The organism is Acinetobacter sp. (genome assembly GCF_045628685.1).
In the GTDB taxonomy this organism is placed as follows: Bacteria; Pseudomonadota; Gammaproteobacteria; order Pseudomonadales; family Moraxellaceae; genus Acinetobacter.
Map to the genome: position 1 here is coordinate 47,288 of NZ_JAZQPV010000096.1, position 17,784 is coordinate 65,071.

Annotated in this window: 16 protein-coding genes and 1 pseudogene; 8 read left to right on the forward strand and 9 right to left on the reverse strand. The window is 43.0% G+C overall.

Annotated features, from left to right (window positions below):
- Window positions 1-253: 253 nt before the first annotated feature.
- The 3 genes from ACKI4H_RS12790 to ACKI4H_RS12800 all read left to right on the forward strand — a co-directional run bounded on the left by ACKI4H_RS12790 (window position 254) and on the right by ACKI4H_RS12800 (window position 3,544).
- Window positions 254-1,162: a DMT family transporter gene (locus ACKI4H_RS12790; protein WP_407306303.1), complete on the forward strand. Its 909-nt coding sequence runs from the start codon at window positions 254-256 to the stop codon at window positions 1,160-1,162.
- A 310-nt stretch (window positions 1,163-1,472) separates the two neighbouring features.
- Window positions 1,473-2,411: a cation diffusion facilitator family transporter gene (locus tag ACKI4H_RS12795; RefSeq protein WP_407306305.1), complete on the forward strand. Its 939-nt coding sequence runs from the start codon at window positions 1,473-1,475 to the stop codon at window positions 2,409-2,411.
- A gap of 80 nt (window positions 2,412-2,491) precedes the next feature.
- Window positions 2,492-3,544: an MBL fold metallo-hydrolase gene (locus ACKI4H_RS12800; protein ID WP_407306408.1), complete on the forward strand. Its 1,053-nt coding sequence runs from the start codon at window positions 2,492-2,494 to the stop codon at window positions 3,542-3,544.
- A gap of 5 nt (window positions 3,545-3,549) precedes the next feature.
- Here ACKI4H_RS12800 and ACKI4H_RS12805 read toward each other — a convergent pair whose 3' ends face one another.
- The 4 genes from ACKI4H_RS12805 to ACKI4H_RS12820 form a co-directional block, all read right to left on the reverse strand.
- Window positions 3,550-3,948 (reverse strand): DoxX-like family protein, encoded by a 399-nt coding sequence (locus tag ACKI4H_RS12805; protein WP_407306307.1) that lies wholly within the window; start codon window positions 3,946-3,948, stop codon window positions 3,550-3,552.
- Window positions 3,938-4,381 (reverse strand): thiol-disulfide oxidoreductase DCC family protein, encoded by a 444-nt coding sequence (locus ACKI4H_RS12810; RefSeq protein WP_407306309.1) that lies wholly within the window; start codon window positions 4,379-4,381, stop codon window positions 3,938-3,940. Before ACKI4H_RS12810 ends, ACKI4H_RS12805 begins: the two co-directional genes overlap by 11 nt.
- Window positions 4,382-4,478: 97 nt before the next feature.
- The gene (locus ACKI4H_RS12815) at window positions 4,479-5,999 is read right to left on the reverse strand and encodes a catalase (RefSeq protein ID WP_407306311.1); all 1,521 of its coding nucleotides are present in this window, start codon (window positions 5,997-5,999) and stop codon (window positions 4,479-4,481) included.
- Window positions 6,000-6,285: 286 nt separating this feature from the next.
- Window positions 6,286-6,954, reverse strand: coding sequence for a TetR/AcrR family transcriptional regulator (locus tag ACKI4H_RS12820; RefSeq protein ID WP_407306313.1), 669 nt, complete (start codon window positions 6,952-6,954; stop codon window positions 6,286-6,288).
- 82 nt (window positions 6,955-7,036) lie between these two features.
- Between ACKI4H_RS12820 and ACKI4H_RS12825 the strand changes: the two genes are divergently transcribed.
- Together ACKI4H_RS12825 and ACKI4H_RS12830 are read left to right on the forward strand one after the other, a co-directional pair.
- Window positions 7,037-8,686: an acyl-CoA dehydrogenase family protein gene (locus ACKI4H_RS12825; RefSeq protein WP_407306409.1), complete on the forward strand. Its 1,650-nt coding sequence runs from the start codon at window positions 7,037-7,039 to the stop codon at window positions 8,684-8,686.
- A gap of 431 nt (window positions 8,687-9,117) precedes the next feature.
- Window positions 9,118-9,309, forward strand: coding sequence for a hypothetical protein (locus tag ACKI4H_RS12830; protein ID WP_407306315.1), 192 nt, complete (start codon window positions 9,118-9,120; stop codon window positions 9,307-9,309).
- 8 nt (window positions 9,310-9,317) lie between these two features.
- Here ACKI4H_RS12830 and ptsP read toward each other — a convergent pair whose 3' ends face one another.
- Complete coding sequence (ptsP, locus tag ACKI4H_RS12835; RefSeq protein WP_407306317.1) at window positions 9,318-11,615, reverse strand: phosphoenolpyruvate--protein phosphotransferase; 2,298 nt, start codon at window positions 11,613-11,615, stop codon at window positions 9,318-9,320.
- A gap of 83 nt (window positions 11,616-11,698) precedes the next feature.
- On the reverse strand, window positions 11,699-12,181 hold the full coding sequence (locus tag ACKI4H_RS12840) for an RNA pyrophosphohydrolase (protein WP_407306319.1): 483 nt from the start codon (window positions 12,179-12,181) through the stop codon (window positions 11,699-11,701).
- A gap of 182 nt (window positions 12,182-12,363) precedes the next feature.
- On the opposite strand from ACKI4H_RS12840, the gene ACKI4H_RS12845 reads away from it, so the two are divergent.
- The 3 genes from ACKI4H_RS12845 to ACKI4H_RS12855 all read left to right on the forward strand — a co-directional run bounded on the left by ACKI4H_RS12845 (window position 12,364) and on the right by ACKI4H_RS12855 (window position 13,922).
- A complete protein-coding gene (locus ACKI4H_RS12845) occupies window positions 12,364-13,014 on the forward strand; it encodes an HAD family hydrolase (protein WP_407306321.1) in 651 nt (216 codons plus the stop codon).
- A 169-nt stretch (window positions 13,015-13,183) separates the two neighbouring features.
- Window positions 13,184-13,432 (forward strand): DUF2789 domain-containing protein, encoded by a 249-nt coding sequence (locus ACKI4H_RS12850; RefSeq protein WP_407306323.1) that lies wholly within the window; start codon window positions 13,184-13,186, stop codon window positions 13,430-13,432.
- Between the two features lie 118 nt (window positions 13,433-13,550).
- The gene (locus tag ACKI4H_RS12855; protein WP_407306325.1) at window positions 13,551-13,922 is read left to right on the forward strand and encodes a DUF2628 domain-containing protein; all 372 of its coding nucleotides are present in this window, start codon (window positions 13,551-13,553) and stop codon (window positions 13,920-13,922) included.
- Window positions 13,923-14,050: 128 nt separating this feature from the next.
- Here the strand turns inward: ACKI4H_RS12855 and ovoA are convergent.
- The 3 genes and pseudogenes from ovoA to ACKI4H_RS12870 form a co-directional block, all read right to left on the reverse strand.
- Window positions 14,051-16,231 (reverse strand): annotated as a pseudogene (gene ovoA, locus ACKI4H_RS12860) (5-histidylcysteine sulfoxide synthase).
- 156 nt (window positions 16,232-16,387) lie between these two features.
- The gene (locus ACKI4H_RS12865) at window positions 16,388-17,254 is read right to left on the reverse strand and encodes a LysR family transcriptional regulator (protein ID WP_407306327.1); all 867 of its coding nucleotides are present in this window, start codon (window positions 17,252-17,254) and stop codon (window positions 16,388-16,390) included.
- A gap of 192 nt (window positions 17,255-17,446) precedes the next feature.
- A complete protein-coding gene (locus tag ACKI4H_RS12870) occupies window positions 17,447-17,701 on the reverse strand; it encodes a DUF2061 domain-containing protein (RefSeq protein ID WP_407306329.1) in 255 nt (84 codons plus the stop codon).
- Between the last annotated feature and the right edge of the window lie 83 nt (window positions 17,702-17,784).

Below are 17,784 nucleotides of genomic sequence, written 5' to 3' on the forward strand. Positions count from 1 at the left end.
TACGTCTTTTGCTTCCTTGTTATGACTATCCTTGGCTTGGTGATTTAGAAATGTGTTTGTGCAGATATATTTGGCTTTTAAAAGATGAGCCATATATGGCGCAAGGTAACAAAAATCTTCTGATTGTTTGAGGGTGTGTCCATATACCCCAGATCAGCGGGTAACCTCCTTGTCACTTTTGACCTCCTGTCGATAATGGGAAATAAGCGATTGGCAGTCTTATCTATTATTGCAAAATCAAATTGAGCCATTTATGAATTCAAATTCATCTCCCATGCTGGTGACGGCAAGTATTTATGCCTTACTAGTCTTGATTTGGGCAACTACACCTCTGGCGATTGTCTGGAGTGTGCAGGAAGTCCACCCAATGTGGGTGTTGCTGATCCGTTACTTCGGGGCATCCGTCATTGCGCTGTTTCTATTGAAGCTGATGCATGATCCCTTGCCATTTGACCAGACTTCCATGAAAAGTTACCTCGCAGGGAGCTTGAATTTAATTGGCGCTCAGCTATTTATCTATCTTGCAGCCAATTACCTGACCTCGGGTTTAATGGCACTGATTTTTGGTTTTTCACCGCTGATTGCAGGTTTGATTGGACATGTGATTTTAAAAACCCATAAGCTGGTCTGGTTGCAATGGCTGGGTATGGCGATTGCCGTTTCCGGTTTAAGCTTTGTTTTTGCCGATTCAGCAGACAGCAAGATCAATCCGATTGGTGTGGTCTTAATGCTGATCAGTATGGTGTCCTATATCAGCTCGATCTTTTGGGTAAAGCAGATCAATGCACCTTTAAGTCCAATGTCCCAAGCCACCGGCTCTTTGATCATTTCAGCCCTCGGTTCCTTGTGTTTGTTGCCCTTTATCTGGCAACACATGCCGACTCAAATGCCGGGTATGCAAACCATCATCAGTTTTGTGTTTACCATGATCATGTCATCCATTGTGGCGATGCTGTGTTACTTCTGGCTGATTCGCCGTTTGGCTGCTTCTACCGTGTCGCTGAGTAATGTGATGACACCCATCATTGCTTTGGTGCTGGGTGCAACCTTAAATCTTGAGCATATCAGCGCGAATGCTTTCATCGGCATTGCAGTGGTAATGTTTGGGATTGTGATGTATTTCTGGAAAGAATGGCGCGAGCAGTATTTTTCCAAACTTTAAATCGAGAATTTGAACATTGAAAAAGCAAGCTCAGATTTTCTTTTTTCACTCTTAAATTTGAAATGCAAAATCGGTTAGAGATGCTTATCAGTATCAGCTTTACAGTGGTTCTTCGTCTTAAAAATTGAATGGCTAAATCTGATGTCATTACCGGGATGTGCTGATGGGTCTTGCCTAACGATTCGCCGTTTAAAGCATGCAACAACAAAATGTAAAGAATTTATCAGTGCAGTTTGGTTAATATGAAAATTGGATATAGAGAAAAATCAAATAAAGCTATTTGATAAGAATAAATTTAGGACAAATTTGAATGTCTGATTCAAATAAAGTGGTGGTCTATGCTGCACTGGCAGGCAATTTGGCGATTGCCTTGGTCAAATTCGTCGCAGCATATATTACCAATAGTTCGGCCATGCTCAGTGAAGCGATTCACTCGGTCGTCGATACGCTAAATGAAATTTTACTACTTTACGGCATGAAAAAATCGCAACAGCCCGCCAACTCCAGACATCCTTTTGGCTATGGGCGTGAACTATATTTCTGGGCGTTTATTGTTGCATTGATGGTGTTTGCACTAGGTGCAATTGTATCTATTTATCAGGGCATACAACATGTGCGCCATCCTGAAGAAATGCTCAATCCCACCATTAATTATGTAATCCTAATTGTCGCAATTCTTTGTGAAGGGGCCTCCTGGTTGGTCGCCTTAAAAGCTTTCCGTAAAATTAAAGGCAAGGAAAGTTATTTTCAGGCTTTTAGACGCAGTAAAGACCCGACCACTTTTACCGTATTGTTTGAAGATACCGCAGCTTTATGTGGTCTGTTCATTGCCTTAATCGGGATTTATCTGGCACATAGGTTAAATATTCCCGAGTTGGATGGGGTCGCTTCTATCCTGATTGGGATTGTATTGGCGGTCTCGGCTATTTTACTGGGACGAGAAACCAAGGGCTTGTTACTGGGTGAAACAGCAGCTCCCGAGTTGCGTAATAATATCTTGCTGATTGCCCAGGAAGATATCGCTGTACTCTCTGCCAATGGCGTATTGACTGAACAGATGGGTGCTCATCAGGTACTTGCATCACTCAGTCTGGAATTTGAAGACAATTTAAGTTCAGATGACATCGAAGCCTGCGTCAACAGAATTGAAGCGAAAATTAAACAGATTCATCCTGAAATTGTGGCATTGTTTATTAAACCGCAAACTAAAAAAGTGTGGTTGGAACGTATGAAAGGACGTTTGGAATAAAAAACATGATATATATGTCGCAACATTCAAAATATCGGATTTTGAATGTTTACGTCACACTAAGAAATTGAATGTACATGATGCAAAAGCCCGAGCAATTACACTTTCGACTCCCGACTAAAGAATGCTGGTCCCATACCTGGCGTCAGCCTTCATTTCAATTTATGCATTCGAATCATTATGATGGTGAAAGATTCTTTAATGCCTTACCCCGGCCTTCGGGGCGTGGTCGTACAGCCTTGATAAAATGGTTACTCACCCGCAAGTCATCGACCTGGGATGTGGATATTGATAAAGAATATGCTGAATTGCATGCCACGAAACGGGCGATTCCGCAAGATCGTCCCGAGGCAAGTATTGATGACTGGCAAGTGTGGTTTGTTGGACATGCCACGGTCCTGTTACAGATTGGTCCGTATAACCTGCTCACCGATCCGGTGTGGTGTGAATATGTCAGTCCCAAGCAGGGCAAAGGTCCGAAACGGGTCATGCCTGCAGGGATTGCCTTAGAAGAGTTACCCACCATCCATGCGGTGCTGCTCAGTCATAATCATTATGACCATATGGATCTGGCTACTTTACACTGGCTGCATGACAAATTTGCCATGCCGATTTATACCGGGCTGGGTAACTCATGGTATTTGCCAAAAAGTTTCCATGTGCTGGAAATGGACTGGTGGCAGTCCTCCTTATTGCATGATTTAAAAATCATTTATACTCCGGCACAACATTTTTCCGGTCGAGGCTTGCGCGATAATAATCGGGCACTTTGGGGTGGTTTTTCAGTGCTTGCTGGAGCAGATCACTGCTTCTTTGCTGGAGATACCGGCTATGCACCGCATTTTAAAGAAATTCAAAGCCGTCTGGGGCGTCCTCGGGTGTCGCTATTACCGATCGGGGCTTATGAACCGCGCGAGTTGATGAGTTATATGCATATGAATCCGCAAGAGGCTTTTCAGGCGCATCAGGATTTACATTCAAAATGTTCGCTTGCGATTCATTATCGGACCTTTCAATTGACCGATGAAAGTCGCGAGCAACCTGAAATCGATTTAAAAGTGGCGATGAAAAATACTTCCAAATTGATGACGCCGTTTTATTGTGTGCGAGAAGGCCGGCGTTTGGTGGTTTGATCTTTTCAGATTGCTGTGCGGAGCTTTAGAAGTTGAATGGCCAGCATTGAAATGACAATCATGGCAGTATTCATCACCACTGGATTAAATGCAGTGCTGAGCTGTATCGGATCTGTGAGCATAATCAGCAGTAATAATCCACTCAAGCCGACAATGTTCAGCTGATGGATGAAGACTGCTCTTTGCCAAACCAGAAAAGTACAGCCAAACATGATTTCAATCAGGCCAGATATCGCAACACACATTTTTGCCAGAGGCAGCTCTAGGCCCATGTTCTGCCAAATGGCGATTTCCGCAGTCGACTGAAACAGTATTTTGGGTAGCAATCCCTGATAAATCCAAAGTCCAGCCAGCGTGATTTGAATCAGTCGAAGGGGTTGATCTAACTGAAGCTTATGATTCACGAATGGCGTGCTCCAGAAAATGACTTTTATTTTCAGCGGATGGAAGCAGGCAATTATCGGTGGTTCCAAAAAGTTGATAGCGATTCAATGCCACACGTCTGTAAAGAAAATCCCGGATAAAACGCGGTATCAGATAGCCTGAATTCATCAGGGAAAATGGCAGCCCGAGATGCTGCATGACTTTAAGCAGTGCAGTGGATTCGGTATAAAGTTGCCCATCTTTAATCACCAGCATGGTGCTGTAATGCTCGGTCGACATCGCATAATATTTTAGAATTGCCTCACCTAAAAGCGATTGTGCAGAAACCAGTTTAAATTTTGCATGTTTATCGTGTCGGATTAAAAACTTGGCCCAGCCATTACAAATCACGCAAATGGCATCAAATAAAATGATGTCATATTGCTGAATGATATCTTCAATTTTATGCTCCATTTTTAATACTTCTTTTTCGAGTTCTGTTTAATATATCTTTTTAAATGAATAAAAAAACCACCCGAAGGCGGTTTCTTTATGAGCTTAAATTAAAGAATTAAAGCCAGCCCGGATTGTTTTGACCTGGATCAGTTGCGCGTGCAGCTTGAGCATCAGCTACAGTCATGCCCAAAGCTTTTGCTACGCCTTCGCCATAGGCAGGGTCACAGGCATAACAGTTGCGGATATGACGGTATTTGATGAAATCTAGCGCATCGCCCATCGCACCCGCGGTGTTGTTAAACAATGCCTGTTGTTGTTCAGGGGTCATTAAATTAAACAGGGCACGTGGCTGGCTGAAATAATCCGCATCATCTGCGCGGAAGTCCCAATGTGCTGCATCGCCGGAAATTTTCAAAGGCGGTTCTTTGTATTCAGCCTGTTCCTGCCATTGGCTAAAGCTGTTTGGTTCGTAGTGCGGCAAACCGCCATAGTTGGCATCGACACGGCCCTGACCATCACGATGGTTGGAATGAACCGGGCAACGCGCGGCATTGACTGGAATCTGCTGATAATTCACACCCAAACGGTAACGCTGCGCATCGGCATAGTTAAACAAGCGAGCCTGCAACATACGGTCTGGAGAAGCACTGATTCCTGGAACCAGGTTACTTGGTGCAAATGCCGACTGTTCAACATCCAGGAAGAAGTTTTCCGGATTGCGGTTTAATTCAAACTCACCGACATCAATCAGCGGATAATCCCCATGTGGCCAGACTTTGGTTAAATCAAAAGGATGATACGGTACTTTTTCAGCATCGGTTTCCGGCATGATTTGAACTTGCAGTTTCCATTTCGGGAAATCGCTCTTTTCAATGGCATCAAACAAATCATGCTGATTGCTTTCACGATCTGCTGCAACGACGGCTGCAGCTTCAGCATCGCTTAGGTTCTGAATGCCTTGTTGAGTACGGAAATGGAATTTAACCCAGAAACGCTCATTATTGGCATTGATGAAACTGTAAGTATGGCTACCGAAACCATGCATATAACGGTAAGACTTTGGAATACCGCGGTCTGACATCACAATGGTCACTTGATGCAAGGCTTCTGGAAGCAAGGTCCAGAAATCCCAGTTATTGGTGGCACTGCGTAAATTGGTTTTTGGATCGCGTTTCACCGCTTTGTTTAAGTCGGGAAATTTACGCGGATCACGCAAGAAGAACACCGGGGTATTGTTGCCGACCAAGTCCCAGTTGCCTTCTTCAGTATAGAATTTTAAAGCAAAACCACGGATGTCACGTTCAGCATCGGCTGCACCACGTTCGCCTGCAACGGTGGTGAAACGGGCGAACATTTCGGTTTTTTTACCGATTTCAGAGAAAATTTTCGCGCGGGTATATTGGGTAATGTCATGCGTTACGGTAAAAGTACCAAATGCACCTGAACCTTTGGCATGCATACGGCGCTCTGGAATCACTTCACGGACAAAGTTCGCCAATTTTTCATTGAGCCATAAATCTTGGGCAAGTAGCGGACCACGTGCACCTGCCGTCAAACTATTTTGGTTGTCCGTAACCGGTGCACCAAAAGCAGTCGTGAGGTGGGAGACGGGACATTTTTTAGGGTCTTGGCTCATTGTGTTTCTCCAGGAGGAGCAGCAAGGGGGGAACCGTTCGCGTTATGGAACTTCAACGCTGCGGTTTCAAAGCTGCGATTAACCGTTTTATTTATCCAGACTTACAGCATAGCCATTTCAGTCCATCTGTCATTTGCCAATAGATTCAATTTTCTATGAAAATTAAAAACTTAAAGAGGAAATGAGTAGAGATAAACAACGTTCTTGATCGTTAAAGACTGTAAAGCGGAGCCTCAATAAAAACAAATGGATTAATCTGCTGTTGGTAAAAGGAATATTCGATCATTCAAATATCTGATTTTTTGCTCATCTTATGAGAAATCACAGCCGGATTCAGATTGCCGATAAAAGATTGTGCAGCGGCTAAAATATCTTGGGTTAAATCATCCCAGTCTTTGAAATCAATATTGACAAGCAGGGTTTGAGAAATGAATCCATAACTGATGCGATGCAGGTTTAATGCACTGCGTTGTCGGAGCTGTTCTGGTTGAATAAAAGGTTTCAGAATGTCATTCCAGAGTTCTGTCATTAATTGATAATGTTTTTGATAGGCATCCTGACTCGACACTTGTCGTTCCAGTAAAAAAGTTTGCGCCCATAAGAACTGCTGAGCCTGAATCTGCTGAATCTGATAATGAATAATCTGCTTTAAATAATTTTCTAAAGCCATATCTGCGGATAACTTGATCAGATTTTGTGCATAATTTTTTAAGTTCTCGGCATTGTGTTTTACCTGCCTGTGAATGGTCAGCGCGATCAAGTCTTCCTTTTTTGAAAAGTATTCATAGAACGTGCCTAAGCCGACACCGGCCAGATCGGTAATTTCCCGAATGGTAATCTCGGGTGCAGCACGTTCATGCAAAAGCCGAACAAAACTTTCCTGCAAGGCTTCCTGAGTCAGCTTGGCTCTGGACTGACGTGGTTTTCGACGCGCTTGGACTGCTGAAATTTTCATCTAAGAAAGCCGAACATCCTGTGTTTGGTTTTTCTCTATACTGAAGTGAAATGCCCAGAACAACAAGCAGGAAATATAGATGATGAATACATGCATGACCCATCGGATCAGTAACCAGTTTGATGAACTGCAAGCCTACAACCTGTTTGAAACAGATCTGGTGTTGCAGGAAATTTTGTCCCGTTATGGCAGTCAGGATCAGGCCACCTTGTCACAGATGGGTAAAGTGGTCGGTTCGTCTGAATATTATCAATATGCCGGTTTAGCCAATACCCACACCCCCATTTTGCATGCCTTTGATGCCCGGGGTCGCCGTAAAGATATAGTAGAATTTCATCCTGCATGGCATCAATGGATGGCTTTAAACCGCAAGTTCGACAGTCATGCTCATCCATTTAATCATGCGGAATCACCTACTAAATGGGTGGAGTGGGCAGCACGTTTTTACTTAAGCGGGCAGGTTGAATGTGGCAGTTTATGCCCGACTTCCATGACACTAGGCAGTATTCCTCTCATTCAACGTGAACCTGAACTTTGGAGCAAAACTGGCCAAAAATTATTATCCACCGAATACGATGAACGTGACTTGCCAATTGCTCAAAAGAAATCGATCTGGCTCGGGATGGGAATGACTGAAAAGCAGGGTGGCTCAGATGTCCGTGCCAATGAAACCATTGCCATTCCAGTTACCGAGTCAGGTCGTGGTAAAGCTTATTTATTGACAGGACATAAATGGTTTTTCTCGGCACCGATGTGCGATGCGCATTTAGTCGTCGCTAAAACCGAGCAGGATGGTTTGGCCTGTTTCTTTGTGCCGCGCTGGCTGGAAGATGGTACGAAAAACAAGATTTACATTCAGCGACTCAAAAATAAAGTCGGAAACCGCAGCAACTCGAGTTCAGAAGTGGAATTTCAGGAAGCCTGCGGTATTATGATTGGGGAAGCAGGGCGCGGGATTCCAACCATCATTGAAATGGCCAATTACACCCGTCTGACCTGTTCCGTGGGTAGTACAGCCATGCTGCGTCAGGCACTGGTGCAGTGTATTGCCTATACCCGTCAGCGTAAGGCTTTTGGTAAACATTTGGCCGAGCAGCCATTAATGCGTGCTGTGCTGGCCGATTTAGCCTTGGAAACTGAAGCGGCAATGCAATTAAGTTTTCATTTAGCTCATTGTTATGAATCTGATGATGCGTTGGCTCTGGCATGGAAACGCATCATGACACCGGCCTCCAAGTTCTGGATTTGTAAGCGTGCAGTCGAATTGACTGGTGAAATGATGGAAGTTTTTGGCGGTAATGGCTATGTCGACGACGGTATTATGGCGCGTATTTTTAAAGAAGCGCCGGTCAATACCATCTGGGAAGGGTCGGGCAATGTGATGTGTCTGGATGTATTACGTGCCATTCAGCGTGAATCTGAATCTATCGAGCTACTGTTTCAAGATTTGGCTTCTACGGCCATGCAAGATGAAACCTTGCAAAATGAACTAACGAACCTGTTTAAGTTGTTCCATCAATCACCTGATGATTTACAGTTTATGGGGCGTGGTTTGGTGAGCCGCCTGGTGATTTTGACCCAAGCGGTTTTATTGAAACGTCACGCTCCCGATTTTGTTGTCAATGGATTTATCCAGTCTCGTTATAGTGGTTTTCATGGGCAAGTGGTGGGTATGTTGAATCCTGAATATGTGGATGTGGAGCAATTGTTGGAAAGGGTATTAGCATCTTAATTTAACTCTCACACGTTCTCTGGCGTGGCAATGCTGTCACTCTGCTGAAAAAGGAGAAGGAGTTTTCCATTTATAATTTCTTTCTTAGTCTTGATTTAAAAATAAAATGTTCCATCCAAGGGAGGGTATTTATAAGCTTGGGTTTAATGAGTCTTTGCCTTGAGGAATCAAAATATATTTTGAGATTCTTCATCTCCTCATAGAAGAAAATATTAAGTTATAAAATCAAGGATTGAATTAGTAATGGAGTCTTCTTTCTGCGAGAGTTGAGCAGTCTACTATGCAAGGGAGAGGATTTTTAATTAACCTTTAAAATCTCTAAACCCATCCCCATAAATATGCTTGTAAACTGTTCTAAAAGGTATATGATCGCTTTCCCACGTAATTGGTGGAAAAGAGTACAAAAAATCTTGACTTAAAAGGTGAATAAAATGGCGAAACAACATAAACAGCCAGAGCTTGTGATCAACAACTTTGTGGCAAAACACATGCACGAGGTCAACAAAAGCCAGGTGTTTGTAGATCGAAAGAAAAATGCAAAACGGGGTTATAGCAAACATAAACAAGGGCGATATTCTGATGATTATCGCCCTTGTTGTTTCTATGCGTTAAATTTTATTTAAGCCTGCATTTAAGCACCGACAATGCGTGTAGCAGATTTCACCATGTCCGCCAGACCATGGGTCTTAAAGTAATATTCCATCCAGCTTTTCACGATCAATGGATTATCCATTTTCAAGACATGTTCCAGCTGTTGTAATGCCTCGGTCATCGGAACATGACAAATCGCCTTACGTACCCGCAAAATATTACTCGAACTCATCGACAGCGTATTGAAGCCCATCGCCATCAATAATATTGCAGCCAATGGATCACCGGCCATTTCACCACAAATGCTGACCGGTTTATTGTACTTGTGACATTCTTTAACCAGCCGGGTTAAAGCACGTAATACCGCCGGATGGAAATGTGAATAGACATTGGCAACACGTGGATTATTGCGGTCGACCGCCAGTAAATATTGGGTTAAGTCATTCGAACCCACCGAGAAAAAATCGACTAATTCGGAAAATTCTTCAATTTGTAAAAGTACGCTCGGTACTTCGACCATAATGCCAATTTTCGGCTTGGTGATTTTAACCTGTTCTTCTTCTTGAACCGCTGTCCAATCGCGTTCAAGCAAATACAGCGCTTCTTCAACTTCACTGACACTGGTCACCATAGGCAACAAAATGTGCAAGTTGTTCAGCCCGATACTGGCCTTGAGCATGGCACGAATTTGCGAAGAGAAAATTTCAGGATGATCCAGGGTAAAGCGGATACCACGCCAGCCGAGCGCCGAGTTTTCCTCTTCTATGGAAAAATAAGGCAGGTCTTTATCTGCACCAATATCTAAAGTACGCATCACCACCGGTTTATTAGCAAAGTGACTCAGCTGTTGACGGTAAATGGCACGTTGCTCTTCTTCGCCCGGGAAGCGGTCACGCAGCATAAATGGAATTTCAGAGCGGTATAATCCGACACCTTTGGCACCCCGTTGTACCCCCCGCACCACATCAATCATTAAACCGGTATTGACGAACAGTCTAACCGCAACCCCATCAGGAGTAATGGCATCTTTGGTTTCGTACTGTTTTAAATCTTTGGCCAGTTGTTCTTCTTCTTTTTGAATTTCTTTATAGCGGGTACGCAAGCGACGTGGCGGATTGATAAAAATCCGGCCCTGATGTGCATCGACAATCATTTCGACATCATCCAGGGTATTAATCGGCAGTTCGGTTACACCGACCACGGTTGGAATGCCGAGTGCGCGTGCCACAATCACCATATGCGAGTTCATTGCACCTTCGGTGGTAACAATTGCGGCAATTTTATCCACCGGTAATTCGACCAATGCTGCCGTGGAAATTTCTTCACCAATCAGAATACTTTCATCAGTCAGTTCCCGATGACTAGCATCCGCTTCTTGCAAGAACGCTAAAATACGGCGTCCGAGATCTTTGAGATCGGAAACACGTTCGCGTAAATAGCCATCTTCCATTTGTGCAAACAGGGCAATATGCTTGTCGATCACAATACGAACCGCACCTTGTGCCCAGTTGCCATCCCGAATTTCCGCTTTAATCTCGGCAGGCAGTGCATTTTCATCCAGCATGCGTAAGAACACACTAAATAAAGCACGTTCATCCGCCATTAAGGCATCTTGCATTTTGTCATCAAGAGATTTGATTTCTTCACGCACAGAACCAATCGCATGATCCAGCAGATCCAGTTCTTCACTGATATCATCTGCTTCACGGTCCGGTACAGAAGACAAGTCGGCAGGAGGATACAGAATTACAGCACGCCCTAGGGCAATGCCGCCAGAACCAGACACGCCTTGGAAGGTCTTATAAGCTGGCAGGTTGTTGGGTTTACGGAACACATCAATATTTCCGACCGCATGTGCGTGAGCAATCACTCCGGAAAGCTGTGCACACAAGGTGACGAGAAAAGATTCCGCCGCTTCACTAAAATCTTGCGATTCTTTATTTTGAACGACCAATACGCCCATCACCTTACGACGGTACATGACCGGAACCCCAAGAAAAGAATTATAAATCTCTTCACCGGTTTCCGGCAGATATAAAAAGCGTTCGTGCTTGGGGGCATTGTCTAAGTTGACGATTTCTTCACGTTGCCCGACTAGACCGACCAAACCTTCCCCAGTATGCAATGAAACGTGGCCTACAGCTTCCGCCTTTAAACCTTTAGAAGCCATGAGCAGGTAACGCTGGTTACGTTCGTCAAGCAGGTAAATGGAGCAGACATCAACCTGCATGGCATTTGCCACCTGATTGACCATAATGTCGAGTGATTCATGCAAACTGGTGGACGCATTGATTTCTTGTACAATGCGTCTTAAGGTGTCCAGTTGCATATTCGACATAAAATCTGCTCCAAAAAAAAGTATAAATCCATTTTATTTATAACAACATACTAATAAAAAATCTGTATTTTCATACGATTTTTTTATGCTTCTATGGAAGGTAACTGGTTACACAGTTCCACCATCGCTTTTCGGTATACATCGCGTTTAAAATTCACGACCTGTCCTAATGGATACCAATAACTTACCCATTGCCACTGGTCAAACTCGGGTGGATCAGACAAATCCAGCTGAATATTTTTTGCTGAAGCTGTCAGTTTGAGTAAAAACCACTTTTGTTTTTGACCAATACACACCGGGTCTGAATCCGAGCGTATATACCGTTGAGGCAAACGATAACGTAGCCAACCTTTTGTTTGTGCTACGATTTGAACATGTTCGGGCAATAAGCCAACTTCTTCTCTCAGCTCACGATAAAGTGCCTGTTCAGGGGTTTCTCCATACTGGATACCTCCTTGTGGAAATTGCCAAGCATTGTGTCCAATGCGTTTTGCCCATAAAACTTGTCCAACGTCGTTTGCCAAAATGATCCCGACATTCGGTCGGAAACCTTCTGAGTCGATCATTTGGCTACCTAAATCATATGTAATGTATGGCTTTATTTTCGGGGACTGTTATTTCTATATCCATCTCGAAAAAAAACACAGCTTAAATGTTAAAAATTGCTATGATCTTAACGAATTTCTATCGACTAGCGGAGATAGATTTACAATTTTTTTCTTAAATTGCAGTTTTTACGAGTATTTTCATGAAATTGGCTTTATTTGACCTCGATCACACCTTGCTAAACACCGATTCGGATTATTCATGGGGTGAGTTTCTTGTTAACGAAGGTTTAGTCGATCCAATCCGACATCGCCAAATGAATAACAAGTTCTATGAAGACTATAAAGCCGGGCAACTTGACCCGATTGCTTATAACGAATTTGTATTTGAGTTTTTAACCCAACATGAAAATGATTACTTAACTGAATTACATGAATTATTCATGAAAAAAGTGATTCGTCCACAAATGCGTCCTGCAGGTTTCACCGCGATTCGAAAACACAAAGAGGCAGGGCATGAGTTAGTCGGTATTACGGCTACTTCTGATTTTATTACTGCACCGATTTTTCATGAGTTTGGCATTACTGAAATTATTGCTACCAATGCAGAAGTCATTGACGGTAAATATACCGGTAAAGTCATCAATACCGCGTGTTATCAAAAAGGTAAACTGATCCGTTTGAAACAATGGCTTTCGGGGCGAAAGGTGGAAGAATCTTGGGCTTATTCAGATTCAATCAATGACCGTTTCTTGCTGGAACATGCCGACCATGCGATCGCGGTCAATCCGGATGAGCGGTTGGCGGTTTTAGCCAAAGAACAAAATTGGGAAATTCAGGACTGGTCGATTTAAGCATCTAAATCGTTCAAATCTGTGCACATATAAAAGCACAACTCAGGTTGTGCTTTTATATGTGCACAGATTCAAAGTGAAAAATCACCTATTGTCACATTACCTTGCTTCAGCTCATGCTAAGCTTAATTTGAATAATGAGAACAAGGGAAACTCAGAGGTAGTTGAAATGAACAAAGTTAGACCACGCATGACGCACCTATTTGAACAGTTGGGCCTGGATGCCAGCGAAGAAGGAATTGCGGCCTTCATTAACGATCATCAGCTGCATAAGGATTTTAATTTGCTGGATGCACCGTACTGGTCTGAAGCACAGCGCCAGTTTCTCGCTGAAAAAATCGCATCTGATGGTGAATGGGCCATCGTGGTGGACCAACTGAATGAATCCCTGCATGAGGATGTGATCAGCGAAATCTGAATGCACCTTAAAACCTAAAAAGCCAGTTCGATGATCTGCACCCCGAAAGTTGGATACTTCGTCTAATTTGGAGGGTGCTTTTCTATGGCTAAATATTCGAAAGAATTCAAACTTAAAGTTGTTCAATATTACTTATCAGGTTTTGGATCAAAAACAAAAACTGAAAGAGTTTGCTGGAAATAATGATGATTACGATGCAGATATTTTTCAGGAATTAGATGAAGGTGCTCCAGTTGTGTTTAATGGAGCGGTATTTCTATTTGGATCACTTTGGTTTTTTTACCGAAAAATGTTCCTCTTGGGCAGTATTATTCTGGTATGGCCGATGATCGCATTCGGGGTAATTTTATTTTCTCCTCACCAATATTCCGGTGAACTATTGTTTATTTTCTATATTGTATATGCTCTCAGTCATATCTTGCTGGGATTTTTTGCGAATACCCTGTATTGGAAAAAGTGGTCTGCCTATTTAAATTACATCTTCCTATGATCGACCCTCAAGCATAAGGTTAGGTACAACGCGAAGTTTGCCTGTATTCATTAGTATCTTTATCTATATTTATATTGTGGGTATATCTATTATTTTGCTTGCCGGGATGCAGCATTAACAGCCGTAGCCTATTTTACCCGCCGCCATAAAGTCACTTGCGATAAGGTGTGTTGATATTTACGTGCTGTTTCACGAATAACAAAGGCAATATCTTGAGGCTCAGCAAGCATTTCAAAATGCGCCTGTAATAATTCACGAATTCCATCCAGCGTGCCAAAATTTTCCCCGTTTTTTTTAAAGCCACCCAGCCATTCACTATACGCAGTATGTTCCTCTAACCAGGTATAAGGTGAACTCAGCATTAAAATCCCACCCACAGTTAATCGGGTGTGAATCTCGGCTAAAAAATCTTTTGGATGATGCAGGCGATCAATCAGATTCGCTGCAAGAATAAAATCATAGCCGCTAAAATGAGCTTTCAAGTTGCAGGCATCGGCCTGAAAAAAATCCACACGATTGGCATAGGCATCTAGCCCCAGTTTTTTTAAGCTGCAAGCTTTATAGTCGACCAGTTCGCCTTCGACTGGAAGGGTATAATGTAACGTTTCACCTTGTGCCAACTGTACCGCTTGCTGAATAAAGCGTGCGGAAAAATCCAGTCCGGTGACTTGATCAAAATAGCGTGCCAATTCAAAGCTGGCAAGGCCTGTAGCGCAGCCGATATCCAAGGCTTTATGGGCCGTAAGATGCTTGAAATAAGGTTGGGCAAGCTCAACCAGGCTTTTGGTGAAATTGGGAACATTAAAATATTCCACACCGTACTAAAATTCTAGATACTGAGAGATCAGCTGGTCAGTTTCATAGTGGGAGTGGAATTGCTTCAATTCTTGTGATGCAGCGACATAACGGAATCCCGCATGCTGGAAGAAATGCCGCCGAAAGGCATAACGTGCACTATGCAAAGCCTCATTGCCGGCAGAAATCCAGGAGCCGCCTTTGATTAAATTATGTCGTCCATCAAAAGTGGGCGTGCTGAAGTCATCATAAATGGGATGCACCTGAAAACCTTCAAAGGGATAAATTGGAGTTTCAGTCCATTGCCAGACATTGCCCTGAATATCGAAAAAATCACCTTGCTGAAAATAGTCCACCGGACAGGGCTGAGGTCCATATTTCAGTTCAATATTGGCCTGTGCAGGACTGGGCAGCTCAGGATCTAAACCGGCGACGTCATACAAACGGTACCATTCATCTTCGGTAGGCAAGCGAATACTTTGACCGGTTTTCTGTGCTTTCCAGTTACAAAAGGCTTTGGCCTCATGATAGTTAACTTCTACTGGCCAATTCCAAGGCATCGGAATCTCTTCCAGCATGATCCGGAGTGACCAGCCTAAAGCGGTTTTACGCCAAAAACTGGGATGTTCGACTTGGGTAAACTGTAACCAGGCTAGTCCTTCTTCTGTCCAGTAGCGGTCAGTTGAATAACCGTTATCTTCAACAAAACTGAAGAATTCCTCATTGGACACCAGATATTGCGATGCTGCAAAACTGGGTACTTCAGCTTGGTGTTGACCATATTCATTATCCCAGCCATAAAAGCAGCTGTCTAAACTCTTATTTAAGTTGATTTGCCCTTCGGGAACGGTAATTAAGCTGTTTTCTGGTGCAATACTGGTGGTGATATTGGCACGCCATTGAGGATGATTTTGGACATGCTCCAGTTGCTGCTGGCGAATCAGTACTGATGAGGTTTCAAGATGAATCCGTTCATGTTCAATACTCATGATGATGGACCACTAGGGATGCTGCCAGTTGATGGGCAAGCTCAATGGCGCATGTTCAATCACATTTAGCACTTCTGAACGAACCCGATGCCGATAAGTGCGAACCTGTTCTACACTTGGCCACTCATAATGGGCATCATTTAAGTCATCCCAGCTCATTTCATCGACACCCACCGCAAAAATATTTTCTAGCTGCGGATTTACACGTTCACTCATCAGTTTGCTTAACAGTAGTTTATTAATAAAAAAAGTCGCCGTATGACCAAAATAGAAAATCAATGGATGTCGTAAATTAATCGGTCTAAGGGAGTAAGCTTCCTGATTTTTCAGGCATTCAAACAACAGTTCATAGGTATTAAAAGTATTCAGGAAATATTCACGCAATGTACACCGTGCAGTCGCTTCGTCTGGAAAGTTTAAACTCGGGGCAGGCAGTAGCGAGGCATGGGCCGTTTGCCAGAGATCGGGATTGCGCTGTGAGCTTAAGGCTTGGCTTTTCTTGCAGGTTACAGATAATGAATCCATCCACATATGGCCATACTCCGTTGAGTTCTTTTTCTAGACTTGAAACTACATTCTTCATGTCTTCTGTCTAAAAGTACTCGAAAGCAAGCTGTCTGTTCTCAGGATTTAGGTAACAAAATGCTGCATCAGCTCAGATGCAGCAATAACAATTTAGATTTAAATCGTTTGTTGCATCATAGTAACCAGCTCTTGAGCTGCACGGGACTGGGTACGACCCGGATGCCAAACCATGCCGAGTTTGCGATTCATTTCAAAGTTGATATCCAGTTGCTGTAAATCCTGATTCAGCAAAGTTTTGGGCAATACAGACCAACCCAAACCAATGGAAGCCAGCATTCGAATTGATTCGAGTGGGTTATTACTCATGCTGATTTTTGGCTTCAAACCGCGTTTTTCAAATTCAGCCAAGGTAATTTGACTGGTATAGGTCTGCGCAGCCGGTAATAAACTTGGATAAAGCGTCAGATCTTCCAGTTGTAAATCTTTCTGATTGGCTAAAGGATGAAAAGGCGCTGCCACAAAAACCAGAGGATCGTTCCAGATGGTGACATAACTGAGACGAGCATCGCCCTGTGGGGGAAGGGTTAAAAATGCCAGTTCCAACTCACCGGCAAGCACTTTTTCATGCGCCTGTTCTGAATCGACAAAATGCACATCCAAAGTTACATTTGGAAATTCCTGAACATAATTCCGCAGATGGTTGGGTAAATGATGCAAGCCAATATGATGACTGGTGCCAATTTTAAGTTTGCCTTGAACCTGTCCTTGTTCATGACTTAAGGTATGGTGAATATCACCCAGTTCATTTAACCAGTTTTTGACTTTGGGTAACAGCGAATGCGCAGCATGAGTCGCTTGAACGCCACGACCTGCAGATTCAAAAAGTTTCACCCCGAAATATTCTTCTAGACTATGAATCCGTTTGGTCACTGCCGGCTGGGTAATAAACAACAGATCGGCCGCCATGGAAATCGAGCCGGTTTCCATGACTTTAACAAACGCTTCAAAAGCAGCAAGATTCATAGTAATAGTCTGGTTATGCAATAATGAAATAATTATAAAATATTTTTATACTGAAAGTGAATGAAATGATAAAAATCTGTACATAAAAATGTATAAAGATGTAAATTTAACTCGTAGAAATAAAAAATTACCCTAATTTGTTAGAGTGATTTTGATAAAGATGAGAACACCAGAACCCAAGATTTATATGTTTTAACCTCGGTTTAGCTGAGCATATTCTTGCTTTTCGGTATTCTTGGATGTTTTTGCTTCCCAAACTTTTTCATGGAAAAAGAAAGCAATGGCCTGAATAGATGGTTCAAGCAAGCTCAAGGTGAGGGCCATCCAGATACTTCCTGTCACGAAATAGCCCACCAACATGGCAATCGTGATGTGCATAATATAATAGCTAAATGTTTTCTTAAACATACGTTGGTTGTTGTCAATGAATTTTTGAATATACGCCATAGGGCAAGGTCTCAATCTTTACTCGGGATATGGATAAATGATAATCAGTCTTATTTAACTTGTAAAAACAAATATTTTGGATT

Coding starts and splice junctions, on each gene's coding strand:
- ACKI4H_RS12790 (WP_407306303.1), top strand. CDS start 254: ATGAATTCAAATTCATCTCCCATGCTGGTGACGGCAAGTATTTATGCC.
- ACKI4H_RS12795 (WP_407306305.1), top strand. CDS start 1,473: ATGTCTGATTCAAATAAAGTGGTGGTCTATGCTGCACTGGCAGGCAAT.
- ACKI4H_RS12800 (WP_407306408.1), top strand. CDS start 2,492: ATGCAAAAGCCCGAGCAATTACACTTTCGACTCCCGACTAAAGAATGC.
- ACKI4H_RS12810 (WP_407306309.1), bottom strand. CDS start 4,381: ATGGAGCATAAAATTGAAGATATCATTCAGCAATATGACATCATTTTA.
- ACKI4H_RS12815 (WP_407306311.1), bottom strand. CDS start 5,999: ATGAGCCAAGACCCTAAAAAATGTCCCGTCTCCCACCTCACGACTGCT.
- ACKI4H_RS12820 (WP_407306313.1), bottom strand. CDS start 6,954: ATGAAAATTTCAGCAGTCCAAGCGCGTCGAAAACCACGTCAGTCCAGA.
- ACKI4H_RS12825 (WP_407306409.1), top strand. CDS start 7,037: ATGAATACATGCATGACCCATCGGATCAGTAACCAGTTTGATGAACTG.
- ACKI4H_RS12830 (WP_407306315.1), top strand. CDS start 9,118: ATGGCGAAACAACATAAACAGCCAGAGCTTGTGATCAACAACTTTGTG.
- ptsP (WP_407306317.1), bottom strand. CDS start 11,615: ATGTCGAATATGCAACTGGACACCTTAAGACGCATTGTACAAGAAATC.
- ACKI4H_RS12840 (WP_407306319.1), bottom strand. CDS start 12,181: ATGATCGACTCAGAAGGTTTCCGACCGAATGTCGGGATCATTTTGGCA.
- ACKI4H_RS12845 (WP_407306321.1), top strand. CDS start 12,364: ATGAAATTGGCTTTATTTGACCTCGATCACACCTTGCTAAACACCGAT.
- ACKI4H_RS12850 (WP_407306323.1), top strand. CDS start 13,184: ATGAACAAAGTTAGACCACGCATGACGCACCTATTTGAACAGTTGGGC.
- ACKI4H_RS12865 (WP_407306327.1), bottom strand. CDS start 17,254: ATGAATCTTGCTGCTTTTGAAGCGTTTGTTAAAGTCATGGAAACCGGC.
- ACKI4H_RS12870 (WP_407306329.1), bottom strand. CDS start 17,701: ATGGCGTATATTCAAAAATTCATTGACAACAACCAACGTATGTTTAAG.